Below are 22,376 nucleotides of genomic sequence, written 5' to 3'. Positions count from 1 at the left end.
CATGAAGCCGGTCGACCCCCGACTCCTCGGGTACGCCCGCACCACCAGGGCCTTCCTCGTCGGATCCGTGCTGCTCGGCGCGGTCGGCGCGGCCCTGGTGGTCGCCCAGGCGAGTCTGATCGCCGAGATCGTCGTCCGCGCCTTCCAGCGCGGGGCGACGCTCGGCGAGCTGGCCACGCCGCTGCTGCTGCTCGCCCTGACGGCGGTCGGGCGCGGGCTGGTCGGCTGGCTCACCGAGCTCACCGCGCACCGGTCCGTCGCCCGGGTGAAGTCCACCCTGCGGCGCCGGCTGCTCGACCACGCCACCGCGCTCGGCCCGTCCTACCTGGCGGGCCGGCGCACCGGCGAACTCACCACCCTCGCCACCCGCGGCATCGACGCGCTGGACGACTACTTCGCCCGCTACCTGCCGCAGCTGGCGCTGGCCGTGGTCGTCCCGGTGATCGTGCTGCTGCGGATCGTCGGCGCCGACTTCACCTCGGCCGCGATCATCGCCGGGACGCTGCCGCTGATCCCGCTGTTCATGGTGCTGATCGGGATGGCCACCCAGTCCCGGATGGACCGGCAGTGGAACACCCTGGCCCGGCTCTCCCACCACTTCCTCGACGTGGTCGCCGGACTGCCCACCCTCAAGGTGTTCAACCGGGCCCGCACCCAGGCCGCCACCATCGCCCGGATCACCGCCGACTACCGCCGCGCCACCCTGCGCACCCTGCGGATCGCCTTCGTCTCCTCCTTCACCCTGGAACTGCTCTCCACCCTGTCCGTCGCGCTGGTCGCCGTCACCGTCGGCTTCCGGCTGGTGGACGGCACGCTCGACCTGGAGACCGGGCTGCTGATCCTGGTGCTCGCCCCCGAGGTGTACTTCCCGATCCGCCAGGTCGGCGCGCTCTACCACTCCAGCATCGAGGGGCTGACCGCCGCCGACGAGCTGTTCCGGGTGCTGGAGACCCCGCTGCCCGCCGCCGGCACCACCCCGGCGCCGGACCTCGCGGGTGCCGAGATCGCCGCCGACGGCCTGGTCGTCCGGCACCCCGGGCGCACCGAGCCCGCCCTGGACGGCGCCGGGCTGACCCTGAGTCCGGGCTCCAGCACGGCGCTCACCGGCCCGAGCGGCGCCGGCAAGTCCACCCTGCTGGCCGTCCTGCTCGGCCTCACCGCCCCGGACTCCGGCACCGTCCGGATCACCGCCGCCGACGGCCGCGTCCACGACCTGGCCGAGCTGGACCCGCAGAGCTGGCGGCGGCAGATCGCCTGGGTGCCGCAGCACCCGCACCTGTTCGCCGGGACGGTCGCCGAGAACCTGCGGCTCTACCGGCCGCAGGCCACCGACGAGCAGCTGTGGACGGCGCTGCGGTCCGCGCACGCGCTCGACTTCGTGACCGACCTGGCGGCCGTCTTGGGGGAGGACGGCGCCGGGCTCTCCGCGGGGCAGCGCCAGCGCCTCGCCCTCGCCCGGGTGCTGCTCGCCGACGACCGGCCGCTGGTGCTGCTGGACGAGCCGACCGCCAACCTGGACGGCGCCTCCGAGGCGGCCGTGGTGGACACCGTCCGGGCACTGGCCGCCGATCCGGCGCGCACCGTGCTGGTGGTCGCGCACCGGCCGGCCCTGCTGGCCGCCGCCGACCGGCGGGTACGGCTGGCGGGGCCCGCCGCCGCCCCGCCCGCCCCGCTCGCGGACGGCGGTCACCACGGCGGTCACCACGGCGGTCACCACGGTGGGAAGCGCGGCTGGAACCACAGCGGGAAGCCGACCCCGGCCCCCGCCGTCGCCGAGGAGACCGGCCCCGAGGGTGGCACCACCCCCCGGCTGGCGCTCTCGATCCTGCTCGGCGCGCTCGCCCTCGGCTGCGCCGTCGCCCTGATGGCCACCTCCGGCTACCTGATCTCCCGGGCCTCCGAGATGCCGCCGGTGCTCTACCTGATGATGGCCGTCACCTCGGTACGGGCCTTCGGCATCGGCCGCAGCGTCTTCCGCTACGCCGAGCGGCTGGTCTCGCACGACGCGGTGCTGCGCACCCTCGGCACCCTGCGGGCCGCCGTCTACCGGCGGCTGAGCGTGCTCGCCCCGGCCGGACTGCCCGCCTTCCGGCGCGGCGACCTGCTCTCCCGGCTGGTCGCCGACGTGGACGCGATCCAGGACTACTACCTGCGCTGGCGGCTGCCGGCCGCGGTGGCCGGCCTGGTCGCGCTGGCCTCGACGGCGGCGATGGCCGCCTTCCTGCCCGCCGCAGGCCTGGTGCTCGGCCTCGGGCTGCTGCTCGCGGGCGTGCTGGTGCCCGCCCTGGCCGCCCGCTGGTCGGCCGGTGCCGAACGGCGCCAGGCCCCGGCGCGCGGGCGCCTGGCCACCGCCGTGGTGGACGCCTTCACCGGCACCGCCGAGCTCACCGTGGCCGGCGCCCTGCCCGGCCGGCTGGCCGCCGTCCGCACCGCCGACGCCGCGCTGACCGGGCTGGCCGCCCGCTCGGCCGCCACCACGGCACTCGGCACCGGGCTGATCGCCCTGCTCACCGGGCTGACCGTGACGGCCGCGGCCGCCGTCGGCGTCCAGGGAGTGCGCGACGGGGTGCTGGCGCCGGTCTGCCTGGCCGTGGTGGTGCTGACCCCGCTGGCCGCCTTCGAGGCCGTCACCGGGATGCCGCTCGCCGTCCGGGCCCGCCAGCGCAGCCGCGCCGCGCGGGCCCGGCTGGACGAGGTGCTGAACGCTCCGGCGCCGGTCACCGAGCCGGCCGAACCGGTGGCGCTGCCCGAGCAGCCGCTGCCGGTCGCGGTCCGCGGGCTGACCGTCCGCCACCCCGGGCAGGCGGTGGACGCGCTCGCCGGGGTGGACCTCGACCTCGCCGCCGGGCGCCGGATCGCCGTGGTCGGCCCGTCCGGCTCCGGCAAGACCACCCTGGCCCAGGCGCTGCTGCGCTTCCTGGAGCCGAGCGCCGGGTCGGTACGGTTCGCCGACGGCTGTCCACAGGCTGTGGACAGCCGCGCGCTGGCGGGCGAGTCCGTCCGCCGGGTGATCGGGCTCTGCGCCCAGGACGCCCACGTCTTCGACAGCTCGCTGCGGGAGAACCTGCGGCTGGCCCGGCCGGAAGCGGTGGAGGACGAGCTGCGCGCCGCGCTCGCCGGCGCCCGGCTGCTGGAGTGGACCGAGGGCCTGCCGGACGGCCTGGACACCATGGTCGGCGAGCACGGCGCCCGGCTCTCCGGCGGCCAGCGCCAGCGGCTGGCACTCGCCCGGGCCCTGCTCGCGGACTTCCCCGTCCTCGTCCTGGACGAGCCCGCCGAGCACCTCGACCTGCCCACCGCGGACGCCCTCACCGCCGACCTGCTGGCCGCCACCGAGGGCCGCACCACGGTGCTGATCACCCACCGGCTGGCCGGGCTGGACGACACCACGGTGGACGAGGTGCTGGTGCTGGACGGCGGGCGCGTGGCCGAGCGGGGCCGCTGGTCCGAGCTGGTCGCCGACCCGGACGGGCGGCTGCACGCGATGTGGCGGCGGGAGCGGGAGGCGGACGGGCTGCTGGAGCCGGTGGGCCGGTAGCCGCGCGGCCCGCCGTACTGCCCGCCGTACTGCCCGTCGCGCCGCCCTTCGGCTGAAAAGCGTACAAACTAGGCTTTCTCCATGGACCCCACGCCGGACCTCCCCGAGGCCACGCCCGAGCCGACACCCCATCGGGTGCCCGAGATCGCCTCGCTGGGGCTGGACACCCTGGTCACCGAGGTCGCCGAGCGCCTCCAGTCGGCCGCCGCGGTCACCGACCGGATGCAGCGGCTGCTGGAGGCGGTGGTCTCGATCGGGGCCGGGCTGGACCTGCACGCCACCCTGCACCGGATCGCCGTGGGCGCGGCCGAACTGGTCGACGCCCGGTACGCGGCGCTCGGCGTGATCGCCCCCGGCGGCACCGGCCTGGCCGACTTCATCCACGTCGGGGTCGACAACGGGACCGCCGGCGAGATCGGCGAACTGCCCGCCGGCCGGGGCATCCTCGGCGTGCTCATCGACCGCCCCGAGCCGCTGCGGCTGACCGACCTCGGCGCCGACCCGCGCTCCTCCGGGTTCCCCCCGCACCATCCGCAGATGAGGACCTTCCTGGGCGTGCCGATCCGGGTCCGCGCGGAGGTGTTCGGCAACCTCTACCTCACCGAGAAGAAGGGCGGCGGGGCCTTCACGCCCGAGGACGAGCAGGTGGTGCACGCGCTCGCCGCGGCGGCCGGCGTGGCCATCGAGAACTCCCGGCTGTACGAGGAGGGCCGCCGCCGCGAACGCTGGATCGCCGGGGCCGCCGCCGTCACCACCGCCCTGCTCTCCGCCGAGCAGGCCGAGACCGCGCTGACCGTCGCGGCCGAGCAGGTGCGGGAGCTGGCGGACGCCGCGCTCGGCATGATCCTGCTGCCGACCGGCCCGGAGGACGGGGACGAGGGCGACGGGCAGATGCGGATCGCCCACGCCTCCGGTGAGCTGGCCGAGTTCGTGCGCGGCGAACTGCTGCCCAGGGAGAGCTTCGCGGCCCGGCTGCTCGCGGGGGAGAGCGTCTACCTGGACGACATGTCCAGCGACCCGACCGTGGTGATCAGGCTCGCCCGCCGCTTCGGCCCGTCCATGGCGGTGCCGATGGTCGCCGCCGGGCGGGTGCTCGGCGGGCTCTGCGTCTGGCGCCCCTGCGGAGCGGTGCCGTTCACCGACAGCGAGAAGCAGCTCGCCGAGACCTTCGCCTCGCAGGCCGCGCTCGCCCTGCGGCTCGCCGAGGGCCAGCGCGACCAGCAGCGCCTGGCCGTCTTCCAGGACCGCGACCGGATCGCCCGCGACCTGCACGACCTGGTGATCCAGCGGCTGTTCGCCACCGGGATGATGCTGGAGAGCGCCGCCCGGCGGGCGGTCGTCCCCGAGGTGAGGGTCGGCATCGGCAAGGCGGTGGACGAGCTGGACGCCACCATCCAGGAGGTCCGCACCACCATCTACGCCCTCCAGCACGACAACCACGGCGACGCGCCGGACACCCTGCGTACCCGGGTGCTGCGCGAGGCCAGCCAGGCCGCGGCCGCGCTCGGCTTCAAGCCCGCGGTGAGCTTCGTCGGGCCGGTGGAGAGCCTGGTCGGCGAGAACACCGGCCGTCAGCTGCTGGCCGCCCTGCGGGAGATGCTCTCCAACACGGCCCGGCACGCGCGCGCTTCCCGGGTCGGGGTGGAGATCGACGCCACCACCCACCTGGACGAGGACGGCCGCCCGGTGGGCGGCGACCCGGAGTCGCTGGACCGGGGCGGGCGGCCGGGCGTCCTGCTCACCGTGACCGACGACGGGGTGGGCATCCCGCAGGGCGGCCGGCGCAGCGGCCTGCTCAACCTCACCCGGCGCGCCGAGGCGCTCGGCGGCGACGCCTGGCACGAGAGCGGGCCGTACCGCAAGGGGACGATGGTGCGCTGGACGGCCCGGCTCTGAGCGTTCCAGGGCGGTTCCCGGCCGGTGACCGGTCGGTTCCGGGTCGGTTCAGGGCCGCTTCCGGAGCGGTTTCCGATCGAGACGCGTGAAAGTTAAACGAGAGAGAACTTCCCGACCAACGGCGCAAGTTGTGAACGTTCTGGGCTTTCGGGGGCTCCGTGTGCACACATAGCTTTACTCCGCTCGGAGGGGAATCCGGAGGGCAACCGGACGGAGGGGGCAGTGAACGCTGCCGGCCGCGGCTACACCGCAGCAGGGGCAAGTCGAGGGGGGTTCCGCGCCGAACGGGCGGCGGACGGGCGCTACCGCTGGCAACTGAAGGCGCCCAACGGACGGGTGGTCGCGATCACCCCGGCCGCGTTCGAGACGGCCGGCGAGGCCGAGCGGGGCTTCGACGGCCTGCGGGTCGTGGCCGTCGACCTCACCGCGCGGATCACCCACGTGCGGGAGGGCATCGGCTGGATCTGGGTCGTCCCGGGTTCGCGGGCCCTGCCCGAGGTGCGCTCCAGCCGCGCGTACGAGCGGTACGCGACCTGCCAGAACGCCTTCCGGCGGTTCGTGGTGCTGCTCTCCAAGCAGCCGCCGCGCGAACTCCCGGAGCCCGTAGTGCCGTTGAGACGCACCGATGGCCGCTGAGCGGCGCGGTCCGCGGCTGCTGATCGTGCCGGCGGCCGACCGCTGCCTCGGCTGGGCGCTGCGGGCCGCCAACGGCCGGCCGCTCGGGGTCGGCGTGCGGACCTACCGGAGCGAGGAGGAACTCGCCGAGTCGGTCCGGGAACTGCTGATCGAGCGGGCCGCGCTGCGATGTTCGGTCGGACAGTCCGAGGGGCGTCAGTGGGTCTGGGCCGCCTACCTGCCGGTGCGCAGCACCCGGCGGGGGGCGGCCGACGCCGTTCCGGTGGCCCGCAGCGCGCGGGGATACCTGCGGCGGGACCAGTGCCAGGCGGGGGTCGAGGGGTTCCTGGCCGGACTCCAGTGGGTGGGGCAGGAGTTGCGGCGGTCCGGGCGGGACGGCCGCTGGCCGCTGTGAGCGTTTGAGTCGATGACGGTCCGAGTCGGATGACGGACCGTCATTCCGGCGTTCCCGGACGGGGATCCTCCAGTGGATCCCGTTCCCGGAAGGGGATCCTCCATCGGATCTCCGTCCGTGCTGTTCCGGTGAAGGACAGGTTTCCGGCAACACTCCGAGCAGCCTCCTGGAGAAGAACGTCGACCGGGCTCGGAGCCCCGGCAGTGCCCCTGTCACGTGCACGCTGACCAGTGGCTAAACCTCGCTGAACCGATGAGTCGACATTCACCGGCCGGGCTCGACCTCTCTTCCGGCGGAACCTCCCCGGCGGACAGGATCGGCACTGCCGGCGAGGCCGCAGCGGACGCGGCCACACGGCCCCGAACTCCCGAACGGAGTACGGGTTTCACGCGATGTACGTCTCTCCCCCGGAGGAAGAGGAACATGCGTAAGACCGCTGCCAAGCTGCTCACCGTCGCCGCGCTGGCGACCTCCCTCGCCACCGTCGTCGGCGGCACCGCCGTCGCCGACCCGGCCACCGGTGTCACCCCGCGCGCCATCGACATCGTGGGTGTCGGCTCCGACACGACCCAGTCGGTGCTGAACCAGCTCGCCGCCGACTACAACGCGTCGCTGACCAGCTCCACCTCCCCGCGCCTCTACAGCTGGGACGCGATCCCGGCCGGCACCATCACCACCAAGACCGGTGCCACCGCGATCACCCGCCCGAACGGCTCCGGCGCCGGCATCACCGCGCTGAACGCCAACACCAGCGCCACCGTGGACTTCGCCCGTTCCTCGCGCGGCCCCGTGGCCACCGACCCGACCACCGACGACTTCGTCGCGCTGGCGCAGGACGCGGTCTCCTGGGCCGCCAAGAACGGTGGCAACGCCCCGGCGAACCTGACCACGGCGAACCTGAAGGGCATCTACTCCTGCACGATCACCAAGTGGAACCAGATCAACGCGTCGCTCCCGAACGCCACGATCAAGCCCTTCCTGCCGCAGACCGGCTCGGGCACCCGTTCCTTCTTCCTGACCGCCATCAACGGTGGCGTCACCCCGCTCACCCCGGGCGCCTGCGTCAACAGCAGCGTCCAGGAGAACCAGGGCAGCGACACCCAGCTGAACGACATCAACGCGCTGGTCCCCTACTCCGTCGCCCACTACATCGGCCAGGTGTACTTCGGCAAGGGCACCGGCGCCGACGTCCAGGGCCCGCTGACCATCCGCAACATCGACGGCAACGCGCCGGTCGACACCGTGAACAAGGTCATCAGCGACACCTTCGTGGCCACCCAGTACGGCCGCGTGGTCTACAACGTCTTCCGTGACGCCGAGTGGAACGCCACGGACGCCCACGGCACCGCCCTGCGCGCCATCTTCGGCGCCGGTGGCTGGATCTGCACCAACGGTGCCACGGACATCCAGAGCTACGGCTTCCTGCCGCTCTCGCCCTTCGCCTGCGGCAGCGTCACCCACTCCTGATCGAACCCGCACCGCACCGGCGGCCGCAGGGGCCTCGCCCCTGCGGCCGCCGGCCCAGCTGAACCCTCGGACCGGGGAGCAGAGCGCACCACGGCCGTACAGCCGGGACCGTCCCCCCGGCACCCTCACCGGGCCCGTGCCGCCGGCCGCGTTCCGCCCGCGGCGGCGCCACCCCCGCACGAGCTTCCTCGAACCGCACCACCGATCACCCCTCCTCTCCCTCTCCCAAGGAGTTCGGCATGTCCCGCATCAGTGCCCGCCTGGCCGCGACCGGTGCCACCGTCGTCCTCGCCCTGACCGGTGTGAGCGGTGCGGCCGTCGCCGACACCACCGCCACCCCGGCCTCCGGCCAGGCCGTGATCACCACCGACGTGAGCTTCCTGGCGGACGCCGCGCTCAACGGCATCCTGGTCATCCCGCTGCAGCCGGCCGACCCGAAGCTCGACGCCGACACCGGCCTCACCGTGACGCTCCCGGTGACCGACGGCGCCGCGAACATCCCCGGCTTCTACGGGCACGTGCAGTTCGGCGGCGGTCTGCTCTTCATCAACCTCTCGACCGGCAAGAGCGTGACCTTCAAGCAGCTCGACTTCTCGGTGGCCAAGGGCTACTTCACCGCCGTGCCGAACGGTTCGACCACCCCGGTGCCGCTGCTGGACCCGCGCGGCAACAACGTGATCGGCCGCACCGGCACCACCCAGACCCTGAACTCCTCCAGCTTCCAGGTGGACGCGGCCGGCGCGAACTACCTGGACACCAACCTCGGCACCACGTACTTCAAGGGCGGCCAGCAGATCGGCTCGCTCGCGCTGTCCTTCACCCCGGCGAGCTGATCCCAGCTCCACCCGGCCGCAGATCGGAGGGCCCGCGCCTCGGCGCGGGCCCGCCGCATGCGGATCTTCCAACTCCGGTACGGAGTCGCCGCGTTGTGGTCTCGTACACCTGGCCGACCGGATCCCGCCATGTCCGGCTGGCCGAATAGTACGCACGGAATCGTCCGTCCCCAGCGCGATCCGACGCCCTCGCGCCGCTCCCTCGGCGGCCCGCAACTCCCGGAGGCCTCGCATGAGAACCCGCGTACCCGACCGAAGAGGTCGGGGAAGGTGGCGCCGTCGACTACCGGCCCTGGCCCTCGCCAAGGCGGTGGTGGCGGCGCTCGCTGTCGTTCCGATCGGGTTGGGCGCGGCGCCGCAGGCTCACGCCGACTCCTCGACGACCGTGACCGGCCCGAAGGTGTGGATCCCGGCCGCCGGAACGTACGGCGACGAGGGCAGTGTGACGGTCTCCCAGACGGCCAACCTGACCAACCAGGTGCTCCAGGTCTCCTGGAGCGGCTTCACGCCGACCGTCACCCAGAGCGGCGGCCCGGTGACGACCACGCCCGTGGAGTCGACCCTCAACCTGTACGCGGTCCGGGTCTACCAGTGTCGCGGCACCGACCCCGCCGTGACGGACTGCTACGGCAGCACCCTCTACGGCGGCGACCGCGAGGCGGGCTTCGAGCAGCCGGCCCGCCCGGTGCACACGGAGACGCCGGACTGGCCCACGAACATGGTGCTGGCCCCGACCGGCCCGGACGGCTCGGGCACCGCCTCCATCGAGGTGTGGAGCGCCAAGGAGAGCACCACGCTCGGCTGCGACGCCACCCACCCCTGCTCGATCGTGGTCGAGCCGAACTACGGCGGCGACCCGACGGACCTGTACAACATCCGCGGCGGCAAGGCCGACTGCAACGACCACCGGATGGACAAGGACAGGTTCTACAACGCCGCTTCGGACGGCGTCATGAAGCCCGGCCGGATCAACTCGAAGACCAAGAACCGCACCAGCGAGCAGTGCGCCTGGCTGAACCGGACCGTGGTCCCGCTCTCCTTCGCGCCCACCCCGGACTCCTGCGTCGCGAGCGCCCAGGACTTCGGCGCCGCCGGTCTGGAGATGGCCAACCGGGCGATGCAGCAGTGGCGTTCGGGCCTGTGCCTGGGCGAGTCCCCGATGACCGTGGGCTACATCCCGGCCGGTGGCGAGCCGCAGGCCCGGTCGGCCTTCCTGGGCGGCAGCAGCAGCATCGACCTCGCGCTGACGGCCCGGCCGGACACGTCACCGCCCCCGCGGCCGTACGTCTACGCCCCGCTGGCGACGACCGGGATCTCCGTGACCTTCGTGGTCGACGACCCGAACACCGGTCGGCAGATCAAGGACATGAAGCTGAACGCGCGGCTGCTGGCCAAACTGCTGACCCAGTCCTACGCGTCGCCCGGCGCCGACATCCCGTCCGTGGCCGGCAACCCGATCTGCCTCTTCACCGACCCCGAGTTCAGGCAGCTGAACCCGGAGACCCCGGAGAACGGGATCAGCTGGCCGACCAGCTGCGGCGGAGCCCTGACGATCTTCCCCGGTGTCCCCGGCGGTACGACGGACTTCACCTACCTGCTGACCTCGTGGATCGCGGCCGACCCGGACGCGGCCCGCTTCCTCGACGGTGAGCCGGACCCGTGGGGCATGCACGTCGACAGCTTCTACCTGAAGCCCCGGTTCACCGGCTACCCGGCCGAGGCCTTCCAGCCCCAGGACATGTCCGGGACGAGCACGCCGCAGGACGGCGCCGACACGGCGCACTGGAAGCAGTTCGAGTGGGTGCCCTCCACCGAGGGCCTCTCCCGGGTCGCCCGCAACCAGGTCCAGAACCGCCCGAACTGCCAGCAGCCGACCTACAACGCCAACGGCGGGCACGACGCCTGCGCCGCGCAGCCGGCCGGCCAGCGGATGATGCTCGCCATCATGGACACCGCCCAGGCCAAGGCGTTCTCGCTGCCCGAGGCCACGCTGCTCAACCCGGCCGGCTCCTACGTGTCGCCGTCCACGGCCGGCTTCCAGGCCGCCGTCGCCGACATGCCGACCGACCCCGCCACCGGGGTCCAGCAGCTGCCCTACGGCACGCCCGACACCGCGTTCTCCCGCGACCAGCGGGCGTACCCGCTGAGCTACGTCCAGTACGCGATGGTCCCGACCGGCGGGGTGCCCGCCGCGAAGGCGGCCGTGATCTCCCGCTTCCTCAAGACGGTGACCACCACCGGGCAGACCTACGGCATCGCGCCCGGCCAGCTGGCCCAGGGCTTCCTCGCCCTGAACAACGCCCAGCGCCAGCAGGCCCAGCAGGCCGTCCAGCACGTCGAGGCCCAGGACGGCAAGCTGCCCGGCAACCAGACCGCCCCGCCGGCCGGGAAGCCCGAACCGGGCACCCCGGAGAGCGGCAACGGCGGCTCGGGCTCCGGCGGCACCGTCGACGGAACCGGCCCGGTGAGCACCTCCGGCACCGGCACCACCGGCGCGGACGGCAACTCCGGCGGCACCGGCTTCGGTTCCTCCGACGGCCTGTCCGGCGGCGGGCTCTCCGGCACCGGCTCCACCGGCTCCACCGGGACCGGCACGGCCGGCGGCGCCGCGGTCCCCGGCACGGCCGCCGGCGGCAAGCCCGCCGCGAGCGCCGCGCCCTCCGGCGGCCCGCTCGCCGCGGCCCCGGTCGGCACCCCGGTGCCCGACCGGCCCGGCACCGCCCGGCTGCTGCTGCCCGTCGCGCTGATCGCCGGCCTGGTGCTGCTGGTCGGCGGACCGGCCGCGCTGTTCCTCGGCGGCACCCCGGCCGGGGCGAAGGTGCTGACCGGCGCCCGCACCCAGTGGTCGCGGCTGCGCCGCAAGTAGGAACCCGCGCTCGGCGGGGCCGCCGTTCCGGCCCCGCCGAGCGCTTCCTCCCGCCGAGGCAGCGCCCCGGACCCTCACCGAGCACGCCCGTTCCCGAGCACGGAGAGCACACATGACATCCGCCGCTGAGCCCGCGGCACCGTACGCCGGGGCGCCACGCCAACCCGACCACGGGCCCGATCAGGACGTCCCGCGCACCATCACCGCCCCCGCGACCCCGGGTGACCGGGTGTTCCGCGGCGTGCTGCGGCTGGCCGGCCTCTCGGTCTTCGCGATCATGGGACTGATCGCCTTCTTCCTGGTCCTGCGCGGCACCGACGCGCTGCGCGCGGTCGGCTGGTCCTTCCTGACCGAGCAGAAGTGGCAGACCGCCGCCCACAACTTCGGCATCGCCGCCGTCCTGCCCAACGGTCTGCTGATCGCGGTGATCGCGCTGGTCATCGCCGTCCCGGTGGCACTCGGCACCGCGATCTTCATCTCCGAGTACGCCCCGGTGCGCCTGCGCGCCGCGCTGATCTCGCTCGTCGACCTGATGGCGGCGATCCCCAGCATCGTCTACGGCCTGTGGGGCCTGTTCTTCCTCCAGCCGCGGATCATCGGCTTCGTCCGCTGGATGGCCAACCACCTGGGCGACGCCATTCCCTTCCTCAAGGTGCGCATCGGCGACATCGGCACCTCGTACACCTCCTCGACCTTCATCGCCGGCGTGGTGGTCTCCCTGATGATCATCCCGATCGTCACCTCGCTCAGCCGGGAGGTCTTCTCCCAGGCCCCGCAGGGCGAGCGGGAGGGCGCGTACGCGCTGGGCTCCACCCGCTGGGGGATGGTCCGCGCCGTGGTCCTGCCGTTCGGCAAGGGCGGCGTCATCGGCGCGGTGATGCTGGGCTTCGGCCGCGCGATGGGCGAGACCATCGCCGTCGCGCTGATCATCTCGCCGAACTTCAAGGCCATCACCCACATCCTGGAGAACGGCGCCAACTCGATCTCCGCGCTGATCGCGCTGCGCTTCGGCGAGTCGGACTCGCTGTCGCTCTCCGCGCTGATGGCCGCCGGTCTGGTGCTGTTCGCGCTCACCCTGCTGGTCAACGTGCTGGCCGGGGTCGTCATCAACCGCTCGCGCTCCGGCGCCGCGACGGCGGACTGAGCATGACGAACCCCCGAACCGCCCGCGGGGACAGGGCCCGTCCCCGGACGCCCGCCCGCGGGGCGACGACAGGCCCACGCAGCCACCCGAACCGTGAAGGGACCATCCGATGACCACGCTCGACCTGCCGCCGGTCGCGGTGTCCGGGCCCGCCGGTGAGCCCGCGCCCCCGGGGCCAGCCGCGGCCGGGGCCCCGGGCCCCGAGAAGAAGCTCCGGATCGGCGGCGTCACCCGCGACGACGTCCTCACCGTGGCGGGCGCGACGGCCGGCTCGCTCGCACTGGACTGGGTGCTGTACGAGCGGGTGCTGCCGTTCAGCGGCGCCTTCGGCTTCCTGCTCTGCTGGTACCTGCTCTTCCTGGCCGGCTACTACCTGCTCGGCCGGCTCCAGTGGAACCCGATGATGGTGCGGGACCGGCTGGTCGCCGTGGTCGCCTGGAGCTCCGGGCTGCTGGTGGTCGCGCTGATCGCCGACCAGATCGGCTACGTCGCCAGCCGCGGCTGGGAGGCGGCCCAGCACCTCAACTTCTTCACCGAGTCGATGGAGCACACCGGCCCGCTCGACCAGCTCACCTCCGGCGGCGCGCTCAACGCGATCGTCGGTTCGCTCGAACAGCTCGGCCTGGCAACCCTGTTCGCCGTTCCGCTGGGCATCGCGGCGGCCGTCTTCATGTCCGAGGTCGGCGGCCGGATGGCCCGCCCGGTGCGGACCCTGGTCGAGGCGATGACGGCGCTGCCGTCCATCGTGGCGGGCCTGTTCATCCTCGGCGTCGTGATCATCACCTTCGGTTTCGAGAAGAGCGGCTTCGCGGCCTCGCTCGCGCTCACCGTGATGATGATGCCGATCGTCACCCGGGCCGCCGAGGTGGTCATCCGGCTGGTGCCCGGCACCCTGCGCGAGGCCTCGTACGCGCTCGGCGGCAGCCAGTGGCGCACCGTGTGGAACGTGGTGCTGCCGACCGCCCGGCCCGGCCTGGTGACCGCGGTGGTGCTCGGCATGGCGCGCGGCGTCGGCGAGACCTCGCCGGTGCTGCTCACCTCCGGCTTCACCTCGCAGTTCAACGGCAACCCCTTCGAGGGGCACCAGGTCTCGCTGCCGCTCTACATCTGGAACTACGTCAAGCAGCCGTACGACGGCATGATCGCGCGCGGCTTCGCGGCCGGCCTGACGCTGATGGGCGTCGTGCTGGTCCTGTTCGTCACCGCGCGCGTGCTCGGCGGCCGCCGGCCCGGGCAGCTGACCCGGGCCCAGAAGCGCCGGATCGACCGGGACGCCCGCCGACAGGAGGCGGCCGCGCTCGGCGCCATCGCCCGTCCGTACGCCCTCCACTCGCAGGCGAAGCACTGATGTCCGGACCAACCACCCTCCGTCCCCGAGGAGTTCACATGTTCCGGGAGGCCGCAAGGCGCTCCACGGCCCGGCTGCTGGCAGGGGCCATGTCCCTGTCGCTCGCCACGGCCTCCCTGCTGATCGGGCAGACCCCGGCCCACGCCGCCTCGATCTCACTGAGCGCGGACGGCTCCAGCTGGGCCGGCCCCGCCATCGACCAGTGGCGCCAGGACGTGTCCCCGCAGGGCATCCAGATCAACTTCAACCCGGTCGGCTCGGCGGCCGGCCGCACCCAGTGGTCGATCGGGCAGGACGACTTCACCGCCTCCGACGTGCCGTTCCGCTCCTCGCCGGACACCGGCCTCGGGCAGAACGGCCACGCGAACGGCGGCGGCGAGCGGGAGAACCCGGTCTACGGCTACTCCTACGTGCCGATCACCGCGGGTGGCACCACCTTCATGTACAACCTGGTGGTCGGCGGCAAGCAGGTCCGCGACCTGCGGCTCTCCCCGCAGACCATCGTGGACATCTTCACCGGCAAGATCACCAACTGGAACGACCCGAAGGTCACCAGCGACTACGGCAAGGCCCTGCCCAACCTGCAGATCACCCCGGTGATCCGCTCCGACGGCTCCGGCGCCACCGCGCAGTTCACCCGCTGGATGGAGCACACCCACAAGGACCAGTGGGAGTCCTACTGCAAGACCGTCAACGGGGTGAGCTGCGGCGACTACACCGAGTTCTTCCCGCCGTCCGGCCGGATGGTCGCGCAGAACGGCTCCGACGTGGTGGCCGGCTACATCAAGTCCCCGGGCAACGTCGGCACCATCGGCTACGACGAGTACGCGTTCGCCAAGCGCAGCAACTGGCCGGTCGTGAAGGTGCTCAACCAGGCCGGCTACTACTCGCTGCCGACCGCCTCCAACGTCGCCGTCGCGCTCACCGCCGCCAAGATCCGCGGCGTGGACGACGGCACCCCGGCGGACGACCCGAACTACCTGCAGCAGAACCTCGACGGCGTCTACACCATGGACGACCCGCGCGCCTACCCGATCTCCAGCTACAGCTACCTGATCGTGCCGCGGGCCGGGGCGGCCAACCCGCCGCCGCCGCGCTTCAACAACGACAAGGGCTCCGCCCTCAGCCGCTTCCTCTCGTACGTGCTGTGCGAGGGCCAGGGCAAGGCGGACGACCTCGGCTACTCGCCGATCCCGCGCGGCCTGGTCAAGGGCGGTCTGCTGCAGACCAGGAACATCCCCGGCAACGCCAGCCCGGTCGACCCGAACACCCTCTCCAACTGCGCCAACCCGACCTTCAACTCGGCCGGGGAACTGACCGTCCTCAAGAACGCCCCGATGCCGAGCCCCTGCGACAAGGCCGGCACCCCGCTGGACTGCACCGTGCAGAACGGCCAGCCGGTCAAGACCGGTTCGGGCGCGGGCGGTTCCGGTGGCGCGGCCGGCGGCTCCGGCGGTGCGGCGGGCGGTTCCGGCGGCACCGGCGGGTCCGGTGGCTCCGGAGGCGGTACCGGCGGCGGCGCGGGTGGCGCCGGTACCGGTACGGGCGCGGGAACGGCCGGCGGTGCCGGCGACCCGAACGCGGCCGGCGGCGCGGCCGGCGGTGACCCGAACGCGCCCGGTGCCGGCGACGCCACCGAGGACGTGGTCGACCCGCAGACCGGCCAGGTGGTCGCCCGCGGCCGCGGCGGCGCCGCCACCGAAGTGGCGGCCAACGTGGTCGAGGTCAGCGGCAAGCCCGAGGACTGGATGCTGTCCTCCCTCACCGCGCTGGAACTGCTCGCCGTGGTGCTCGTTCCGCCGCTGCTCGGCCGCCGGCTGCTGCGCCGCCGCAACGGCTCGGGCGGTACCTCGTGACGGCCCCGGTGCTGGAGAAGCCGGTCGCGCCGAGCGCGCCGGAGCAGCCGGCCGCCCCCGTCGGGCCCGCCGCCCCGGCCCGGCCCGCCGTCTCCCCCGGGCGGCGGCGGTTCCTCCAGGGCGCCTGGGCGGTCAGCCTGGCCGCGGCGCTGGTGCTCGGCTTCGTCGGGTACCTGTTCACGCTCTCGCACGTCCAGCAGAAGCACTACCAGTCCACCGCGTACAAGACCTTCCGCGACCAGCTGGCCCGGGCGGTCGCCCCGACCGGCGCGGCCGCCGACGGCGACCCGGTGGCACTGCTGGACATCCCGGCGATCGGCCTGCACCGGGCCGTGGTGGTCGAGGGCACCACCGGCCGGGACCTGATGCGCGGCCCCGGCCACCGCCGGGACACCGCACTGCCCGGCCAGCGCGGGGTCGCCGTGGTCTTCGGCCGCGGCGCCACCTTCGGCGCGCCGTTCGCCGAGCTGTCCAGGCTGCGGGTCGGCGACAAGATCGAAGCCACCACCGGCCAGGGCACGTTCACCTACACCGTCAACGTGTACGGCGACGGCGACCACCCGATCGTCGACCAGGCCCGCAACCGGATGGTCCTGGTCACCGGCGACTCCGACTGGATCCCCGGCTCCACCGTGCTGATCGGCGCCCGGCTGGACGGCGACCCGCAGCAGAACCCCGGCGGCCGGCCCGCGACCGTCCCGTACGACAAGGCACTGGCCGCGGACAAGGGCGCGCTGGCCACGCTCCAGCTGTGGTCGCTCGGCCTGCTCGGCGCGGTGGCCGGCGCCCTGCTGCTGGCCCGGTACTGGCGGCGCTCGGCCGCGTACCTGAGCCTCGCGCCGGTGGTCGGCGCGCTGCTCTGGGCGGTCTACGAGAACGCCGCCGCCCTGCTGCCCAACCTCTACTGACGCGCGCCCGGAGGACCGTTCCGATGACCGACGCACCACTGACCGAAACCCCGATGGCGGCCCCCTCACCGGCCGACCCGGTCGCCGACACCATCACCCTCCCCCCGGTCGCCCCCGTCCCGTACGCCGACCGGCGGTACGCGGACGGCCACCCCGGCGACGAGCCGCTCGCCGGACTGGAGACCCGCGACGTCTCCGCCTGGTTCGGCAGCCGCAAGGTCCTGGAGCGGGTCTCGCTGGCGATGCCGGCCGGTGAGGTCACCGCGCTGATCGGCCCGTCCGGCTGCGGCAAGTCCACCTACCTGCGGATCCTCAACCGGATGCACGAGATGGTGCGCGGCGCCGCCCTCTCCGGCGAGGTGCTGCTGGAGGGGGACGACGTCTACCGGCCCGGCCGCCGGCCCGCCGAGGTGCGGCGCCGGATCGGCATGGTGTTCCAGCGGCCCAACCCGTTCCCGGCGATGTCCATCCAGGACAACGTCTCCAGCGGGCTCAAGCTGGCCGGGATCAAGGTGTCCAAGGACGAGCGCCAGCACCTGGTCGAGACCAGCCTGCGCCGGGCCGGGCTCTGGGACGAGGTGTCCACCCGGCTGCACACCCCGGGCGGGGCGCTCTCCGGCGGCCAGCAGCAACGCCTGTGCATCGCACGGTCGTTGGCCGTCTCGCCGGACATCCTGCTGATGGACGAGCCGTGCTCCGCGCTCGACCCGACCTCCACCCGGCGGGTCGAGGAGACGATCGCCGAACTGCGCGGGCGGCTCACCATCGTGATCGTCACCCACAACATGCAGCAGGCCCAGCGCGTCTCGCAGACCTGCGCGTTCTTCCTGGCCACCCACGACACCCCGGGGCGGATCGTCGAGGCCGGACCGACCGAGCAGATCTTCGGCAGCCCGCGCGACCAGCGGACCTCGGACTACGTCAACGGCCGCTTCGGCTAGGCCGGTCCGACCGCTGCGACCATTCCGACCGCTCCGGCCGTTCCCGGCCGGAGCGGTTCCCGTTGTCCTACCGGCCGAGGAGCCGCTCCAGCACCGCCGCGACGCCGTCCTGCTCGTTGCTCAGGGTGCGCAGCGGCACCGCCGCCAGCACCTGCGGGTGCGCGTTGGCGACGGCGTACGCGGTGCCGGCCCAGGCCAGCATCTCCAGGTCGTTCGGCATGTCGCCGAAGGCCACCACCTCGCTCCGGTCGATCCCGCGCCCGGCGCACCAGCGGGCCAGCGTGCTGGCCTTGGTGACGCCGGGCGCGCTGATCTCCAGCAGCGGGATCGCCGCCGAGCGGGTGATCTCGGCCAGGTGCCCGGCCGCCTCCCTGGCCTCGGCGAGGAACTTGTCCGGGTCGAGGTCCGGGTGCTTGGCCAGCAGCTTGAACAGGCCCCGCACCGACCCGCCGGCCCCCAGCAGCTCCTCCGCCGTGCCGACCTCGTGCTCCAGCTCGTCGCCCCACATCGGCACCGCGTACCCGGGCTCGCGGGCCCAGCCGCCCGGGTGCTCGAAGGCGAACGCGGTGCCCGGCAGCTTGGCCCGCAGCGCCTCGACCACCGCCAGGGTGGTCTCCACCGGCAGCGGGAAGGTCTCCAGCAGCTCGCCGCGCCGCACGTCCACCACCGCGCCGCCGTTCGAGCAGATCGCCACCCCGTGGCCGCCGATGTGCGGGCTCACCTGCTGCATCCAGCGCGGCGGCCGCCCGGTCACGAACACCACCTGCACCCCGGCCGCCTCGGCCGCCGCCAGCGCCGCGGCGGTGCGGTCGGTGACGGTGCCACCGGAGCAGAGCAGGGTGCCGTCCAAGTCGGTGGCGATGAGGCGGGGCGCGGTACGGGGTTCGGTCACCGGTCCATCTTCGCCCATCGGCGCGGCAGGGTCACCGGCCCGGCCCCGCGCCCACCGGCCGTCCGCGCCGTGATCAAGCCCTTCATACGCCGTTTCCGGCCGATCCCCAGGCCCCCGCGGTGCCCGGGCGGCCGCGGCGGGCATGACCGCTCACGGCCACCCCGTCGGCAGGAAGAGCCATGCCCACACGCCAGCTCCGCGACCAGCCGTCCTCCAGCGCCCGCCCCGACACCCGCGACCCGCAGGCCCCCGGCGCCTCGCGCGACCCGGTCCTGCTCGGCGACGTCCTCTTCCACACCCTCGCCGAACTCGCCCGCCGCACCAGCGCCCCCTCCCTCCCCGCCCAGCGCACCCGCCCGCACCCGTAGCACCGCCGTGCGGCCCGTCCCCGCCCGGCGGCGCGGGCGGAGCCGGGCCGCCGTTCAGGAGGAGAGGCGGTTCAGTGCCGCGGTGGTGATGCCTTCGACGGCGGCCGGGGTGGAGCCGGGCTGGCCGGTGAGCTCGACGATGGCGACCCTGGTGCCGCTGCGCAGGACCGCGACCCCGCCGGCGGCGGTGCCGTCGCCGTTGTAGGCCGGGTACCAGCGGGCGGTGCCGCCGGTGACGGTCAGGCTGTGGGCCGCGCCGTAGTACCAGTGGCCGGCGGGCTCGTCCTGGCAGCCCTCGACGAGCGCGACGAGCTGCTGCTCCCAGGTGGCGGCCGCGGTCCCGGTGGGGGCGTTCGCGGCCGACTCGATCAGCATGCCCTTGGTGTCCAAGGTCCAGTGCACGGACGCGTACGCGGTGGCCTTGTCCTTGGTCAGGTCGTGCATCGTCTCCTCGCCGGAGCATGCGGACAGCCCCTGGCGTCCGGTCAGCTCGATGGTCGCGCCGACCGGGTTCATGCCCTTCTGGAAGTCCTCGCTCTGGACAAGGTGGGCGGAGCCGAGTCCGGGCGCGGCGACCGCGGTGCGGTGCGGTGCGCTGTGCGCGGCCCCGTCGGCGGTGGCCGCCTGGGTGCCGACGACGCTGGCCGTGATCAGCGCGGCGGCGAAGCAGGCCGCGGCGGCGACCCGGTTGCGGCGAACGGACTTCTGCTGGACGGCCTGGTTCTCGGTCATCTGGTCCCCCTGCTGGTCGGGACGCCTGCTGCGTCCTCGTACAACCGGGGAGATGCCGCCGGGGGAGGGAAAGCCGGAGCCCGGAGCGGCTGTTTCACAGCTGTGACAGAGCGGCCCTGACGACGTGGTCCATCGCGGCCGTGCCCAGGCAGGCGTGGACGTTCAGCACTCCGTAGTGGCTGCCGCTGCGCAGCACGGCGATGCCGCCGCAGGGCTCCTTGCCCTCGGGCGCTCTGCCGGTGGTATTGAGGGTTCCCTCGTAGGTACCCATCCAGCTCGCGGTGGCGTCCGGGGCGAGCTGCAGTGTCGTGGTCCTTCCGTAGACCCAGTGCCCTGGCGGTTCCTCCTTGCAGGGCACCTCCTCCAGCAGCAGGCGCTCGGTGAAGTTCTGCGCCAGGGAAGGGCTCGGGGCCTCGGCGGCGACCTCGCGGGCGACCTGGTCGACGCGGTCGGCGGCCGGCGGGGGGTCGCCTGGTTCGGTGCGGGGGCTGGTCGTCAGTCCGCGGAAGTGGGCGCCGGTCCCGCTCAGGGTCTGTTTGAGGGTCGTCTCGCCGGAGCAGGCCGAATTGGCGTCAAACCCGTCGCCGTACCAGTCGGTGACGTGGATCTGCCCGATGCGGATGTCCGGGCTGAACGCCGCGGGGTCCACAAGGTTCGCGGTCGTCATCGGCCCGGTCGCACCGGTCGGAGAGGCGGAGCCGGAGGCCGAGGACGCGGGCGTCGGGCCGGACCCGCCGGGCGTCGCGGGAGCGGACGCGCCCTGGGATGCCCCGCCGACCGCGGCACCCGACCGTGCTGCCGGGGGCGGGGTGGCGCCGGGGGGCGGTGGCAGGACGAACCGGCCGGCCGCCAGCCCGAGCGCGGCGGCCGCCACCAGGGCGGCGACGGCGGACCGGCGCCGGACGGCGACGCGGCCGCGGCCCGCCGGAGGGGCGCCGTTCACAGGCCGGTGACCAGGCGCTCGCGCATGAAGTGGCGGGCCCGGTCGATACGGTCCTTGACCGTGCTCAACGGCGCGTCCAGCTGCTCGGCCACCTGGACGTAGGTCAGGTCGCCCAGGTCGCGCAGCACGAAGGCCTCCACCAGGGTGGGGTGCTGCCGCTCCAGCGCGGCCAGCGCCTCCATCAGGTCGAGCCGGGTCCCGGCGATGACGCTGGTGGTGCGCGGGTCGACGGACTCGGGGAGGTCGGCGTGGCTGTCCTCGGCGCGCCGGCGCATCGAGCGGTAGGCGGACCGGGCGGCGTTCGAGGCGATCACCGTCACCCAGCCCTGGAAGGAGCCGCGGCCGCCGTACTGGCCCAGGTGCGTGCTGACGGACAGCAGCGCGTCCTGCGCCGCCTCCTCCGCGTCGGCGTGGTGGGGCAGGAAGCGCGAGCAGCGGCGCAGCACCACCGGCCGCAGCTTGGCCAGCAGGTACTCCATCGACCCCGGGTCGCCCGCCTGAGCAGCCGCCACGAGCCGTTCCAGCTCACCTTCCTCGAACACCCGGATCCCCCGTCTCGTCCCGCCCGGCACCCCACCGTCGAACGGGAGTTCCGCGCTCCCCCCGACTCCGGCAGAATGCTGCCACATGCGCAAGCTCGGCCGTTACCTCCTCCTGGAGCGGCTCGGAGCCGGCTCCTTCGCGACGGTCTGGAAGGCCTACGATCCGGAGCTCGACACCGACGTCGCGGTGAAGGTGCTGGCCGAGAACTGGGCCGCCAACGCCGATGTGCGCGAACGGTTCCTGGCGGAGGCGAGGCTGCTGCGCCGGATCGCCAGCCCCCGGGTGGTCCGGGTGCACGACGTCGGGGTGCAGGAGGACCGGCCCTACTTCGTCATGGACTACGTCCGCGGCGGCACCCTGGCGGACCGGGTCGGGCAGTGCGAACCGCAGGAGGCGCTGCGGCTGGCCGCGGAGGCGGGCTACGCGGTCCAGGTCCTGCACGAGGCGGGCGTGGTGCACCGCGACGTCAAGCCGTCCAACCTGCTGCTCGCCACCGGCCCCGCGCCCGCCGCGGTGCTGGTGGCGGATCTGGGCAGCGCGAAGCAACTGGCCGACGCGTCCGGGCTGACGGTGACCACGGGCACGCCCGCGTACATGGCACCGGAACAGGCCTTCCAGACCGGCGGGTTCGACGGGAGGGCCGACGTGTACGCGCTGGCCGTCGTGGCCTACGAGCTGCTGACCGGGCAGAAGCCGTTCGGCCCGGGCGGACGCGCCACAGCCCTGATGACCGGCCGGCCGACCGCCTCGACGCTGCCGGCGCTCCCGGCCGGATCGGAGCTCCCGCCGAACGTCGCCCTGCTGCTGCGGACCGCGATGTCCGTCGAGCCGGCGGACCGACCGCCGACCGCCCAGGCCTTCGCGGACGCGCTGCTGGCTCCGGTCCCGCAGTCCCGGCCCCCGGAAGGCCCCGGGTGGCTGACCCCGCGCGCGGTCTGTCTGGCGGCGGGCACGGTGTTCACGGCGACGACCCTGCTGAGCTGGCTGCAGCGTTGAATCCGGCAGGGAGCCGGTCCGCACCGGCCCGCACGGCGGCCCCGACGGGCAGGCCCGGCCGCTGACGGCTGCCGT

At 73.8% G+C, this 22,376-nt stretch carries 18 protein-coding genes; 14 read left to right on the top strand and 4 right to left on the bottom strand.

The genetic code is table 11. The features are described from left to right. The first annotated feature begins 1 nt into the window (after position 1). From cydD to ACFVUY_RS00635, 12 genes are all read left to right on the top strand, one after another. On the top strand, positions 2 to 3,538 hold the full coding sequence (gene cydD, locus ACFVUY_RS00690; protein ID WP_387726435.1) for a thiol reductant ABC exporter subunit CydD: 3,537 nt from the start codon (positions 2 to 4) through the stop codon (positions 3,536 to 3,538). An 81-nt stretch (positions 3,539 to 3,619) separates the two neighbouring features. Beyond that, complete coding sequence (locus ACFVUY_RS00685; protein WP_387726432.1) at positions 3,620 to 5,434, top strand: GAF domain-containing protein; 1,815 nt, start codon at positions 3,620 to 3,622, stop codon at positions 5,432 to 5,434. A gap of 222 nt (positions 5,435 to 5,656) precedes the next feature. Further along, entirely contained in the window at positions 5,657 to 6,070 is a 414-nt protein-coding gene (locus ACFVUY_RS00680) for a hypothetical protein (protein ID WP_387693986.1), read from the top strand. After that, the gene (locus ACFVUY_RS00675) at positions 6,060 to 6,464 is read left to right on the top strand and encodes a hypothetical protein (RefSeq protein WP_359914327.1); all 405 of its coding nucleotides are present in this window, start codon (positions 6,060 to 6,062) and stop codon (positions 6,462 to 6,464) included. The genes ACFVUY_RS00680 and ACFVUY_RS00675 overlap by 11 nt, the downstream gene beginning before the upstream one ends. Positions 6,465 to 6,887: 423 nt before the next feature. After that, entirely contained in the window at positions 6,888 to 7,931 is a 1,044-nt protein-coding gene (locus ACFVUY_RS00670; RefSeq protein ID WP_387726429.1) for a PstS family phosphate ABC transporter substrate-binding protein, read from the top strand. 239 nt (positions 7,932 to 8,170) lie between these two features. Next, positions 8,171 to 8,764: a hypothetical protein gene (locus ACFVUY_RS00665; protein ID WP_387693984.1), complete on the top strand. Its 594-nt coding sequence runs from the start codon at positions 8,171 to 8,173 to the stop codon at positions 8,762 to 8,764. A gap of 232 nt (positions 8,765 to 8,996) precedes the next feature. Next, entirely contained in the window at positions 8,997 to 11,630 is a 2,634-nt protein-coding gene (locus ACFVUY_RS00660) for a hypothetical protein (RefSeq protein ID WP_387726426.1), read from the top strand. A gap of 112 nt (positions 11,631 to 11,742) precedes the next feature. After that, positions 11,743 to 12,774: a phosphate ABC transporter permease subunit PstC gene (gene pstC / locus ACFVUY_RS00655; RefSeq protein WP_359898082.1), complete on the top strand. Its 1,032-nt coding sequence runs from the start codon at positions 11,743 to 11,745 to the stop codon at positions 12,772 to 12,774. Positions 12,775 to 12,883: 109 nt separating this feature from the next. After that, positions 12,884 to 14,122, top strand: a complete 1,239-nt coding sequence (pstA, locus tag ACFVUY_RS00650) for a phosphate ABC transporter permease PstA (protein WP_359898080.1) — start codon at positions 12,884 to 12,886, stop codon at positions 14,120 to 14,122. 38 nt (positions 14,123 to 14,160) lie between these two features. Beyond that, positions 14,161 to 15,978 (top strand): phosphate ABC transporter substrate-binding protein PstS, encoded by a 1,818-nt coding sequence (locus ACFVUY_RS00645; RefSeq protein WP_387726422.1) that lies wholly within the window; start codon positions 14,161 to 14,163, stop codon positions 15,976 to 15,978. Further along, positions 15,975 to 16,886 carry a sortase gene (locus tag ACFVUY_RS00640; protein WP_387726419.1) on the top strand — a complete coding sequence of 304 codons (912 nt, stop codon included), beginning with the start codon at positions 15,975 to 15,977 and terminating at the stop codon, positions 16,884 to 16,886. Before ACFVUY_RS00645 ends, ACFVUY_RS00640 begins: the two co-directional genes overlap by 4 nt. Positions 16,887 to 16,909: 23 nt before the next feature. Next, positions 16,910 to 17,827: a phosphate ABC transporter ATP-binding protein gene (locus tag ACFVUY_RS00635; RefSeq protein WP_387726416.1), complete on the top strand. Its 918-nt coding sequence runs from the start codon at positions 16,910 to 16,912 to the stop codon at positions 17,825 to 17,827. Between the two features lie 67 nt (positions 17,828 to 17,894). On the opposite strand, the gene ACFVUY_RS00630 is transcribed toward ACFVUY_RS00635, so the two are convergent. After that, entirely contained in the window at positions 17,895 to 18,737 is an 843-nt protein-coding gene (locus ACFVUY_RS00630) for an HAD family hydrolase (protein ID WP_387726413.1), read from the bottom strand. A gap of 161 nt (positions 18,738 to 18,898) precedes the next feature. On the opposite strand from ACFVUY_RS00630, the gene ACFVUY_RS00625 reads away from it, so the two are divergent. Further along, positions 18,899 to 19,087, top strand: coding sequence for a hypothetical protein (locus tag ACFVUY_RS00625; RefSeq protein ID WP_387693976.1), 189 nt, complete (start codon positions 18,899 to 18,901; stop codon positions 19,085 to 19,087). 54 nt (positions 19,088 to 19,141) lie between these two features. Here the strand turns inward: ACFVUY_RS00625 and ACFVUY_RS00620 are convergent, their stop codons facing one another. From ACFVUY_RS00620 to ACFVUY_RS00610, 3 genes are all read right to left on the bottom strand, one after another. Beyond that, the gene (locus ACFVUY_RS00620; RefSeq protein WP_380636466.1) at positions 19,142 to 19,819 is read right to left on the bottom strand and encodes a hypothetical protein; all 678 of its coding nucleotides are present in this window, start codon (positions 19,817 to 19,819) and stop codon (positions 19,142 to 19,144) included. Between the two features lie 94 nt (positions 19,820 to 19,913). Next, the gene (locus ACFVUY_RS00615; RefSeq protein ID WP_387693974.1) at positions 19,914 to 20,486 is read right to left on the bottom strand and encodes a hypothetical protein; all 573 of its coding nucleotides are present in this window, start codon (positions 20,484 to 20,486) and stop codon (positions 19,914 to 19,916) included. 272 nt (positions 20,487 to 20,758) lie between these two features. Further along, positions 20,759 to 21,304 carry an RNA polymerase sigma factor gene (locus tag ACFVUY_RS00610; RefSeq protein ID WP_387693973.1) on the bottom strand — a complete coding sequence of 182 codons (546 nt, stop codon included), beginning with the start codon at positions 21,302 to 21,304 and terminating at the stop codon, positions 20,759 to 20,761. 85 nt (positions 21,305 to 21,389) lie between these two features. On the opposite strand from ACFVUY_RS00610, the gene ACFVUY_RS00605 reads away from it, so the two are divergent. Further along, on the top strand, positions 21,390 to 22,301 hold the full coding sequence (locus ACFVUY_RS00605) for a serine/threonine-protein kinase (RefSeq protein ID WP_387726409.1): 912 nt from the start codon (positions 21,390 to 21,392) through the stop codon (positions 22,299 to 22,301). Positions 22,302 to 22,376 lie beyond the last annotated feature (75 nt).

The organism is Kitasatospora sp. NPDC058063 (assembly GCF_042885395.1).
GTDB lineage: Bacteria > Actinomycetota > Actinomycetes > Streptomycetales > Streptomycetaceae > Kitasatospora > Kitasatospora lactacystinica.
The sequence above is the reverse complement of the archived record's forward strand: the minus strand, read 5'-3'. Positions and strand labels throughout refer to the sequence as shown.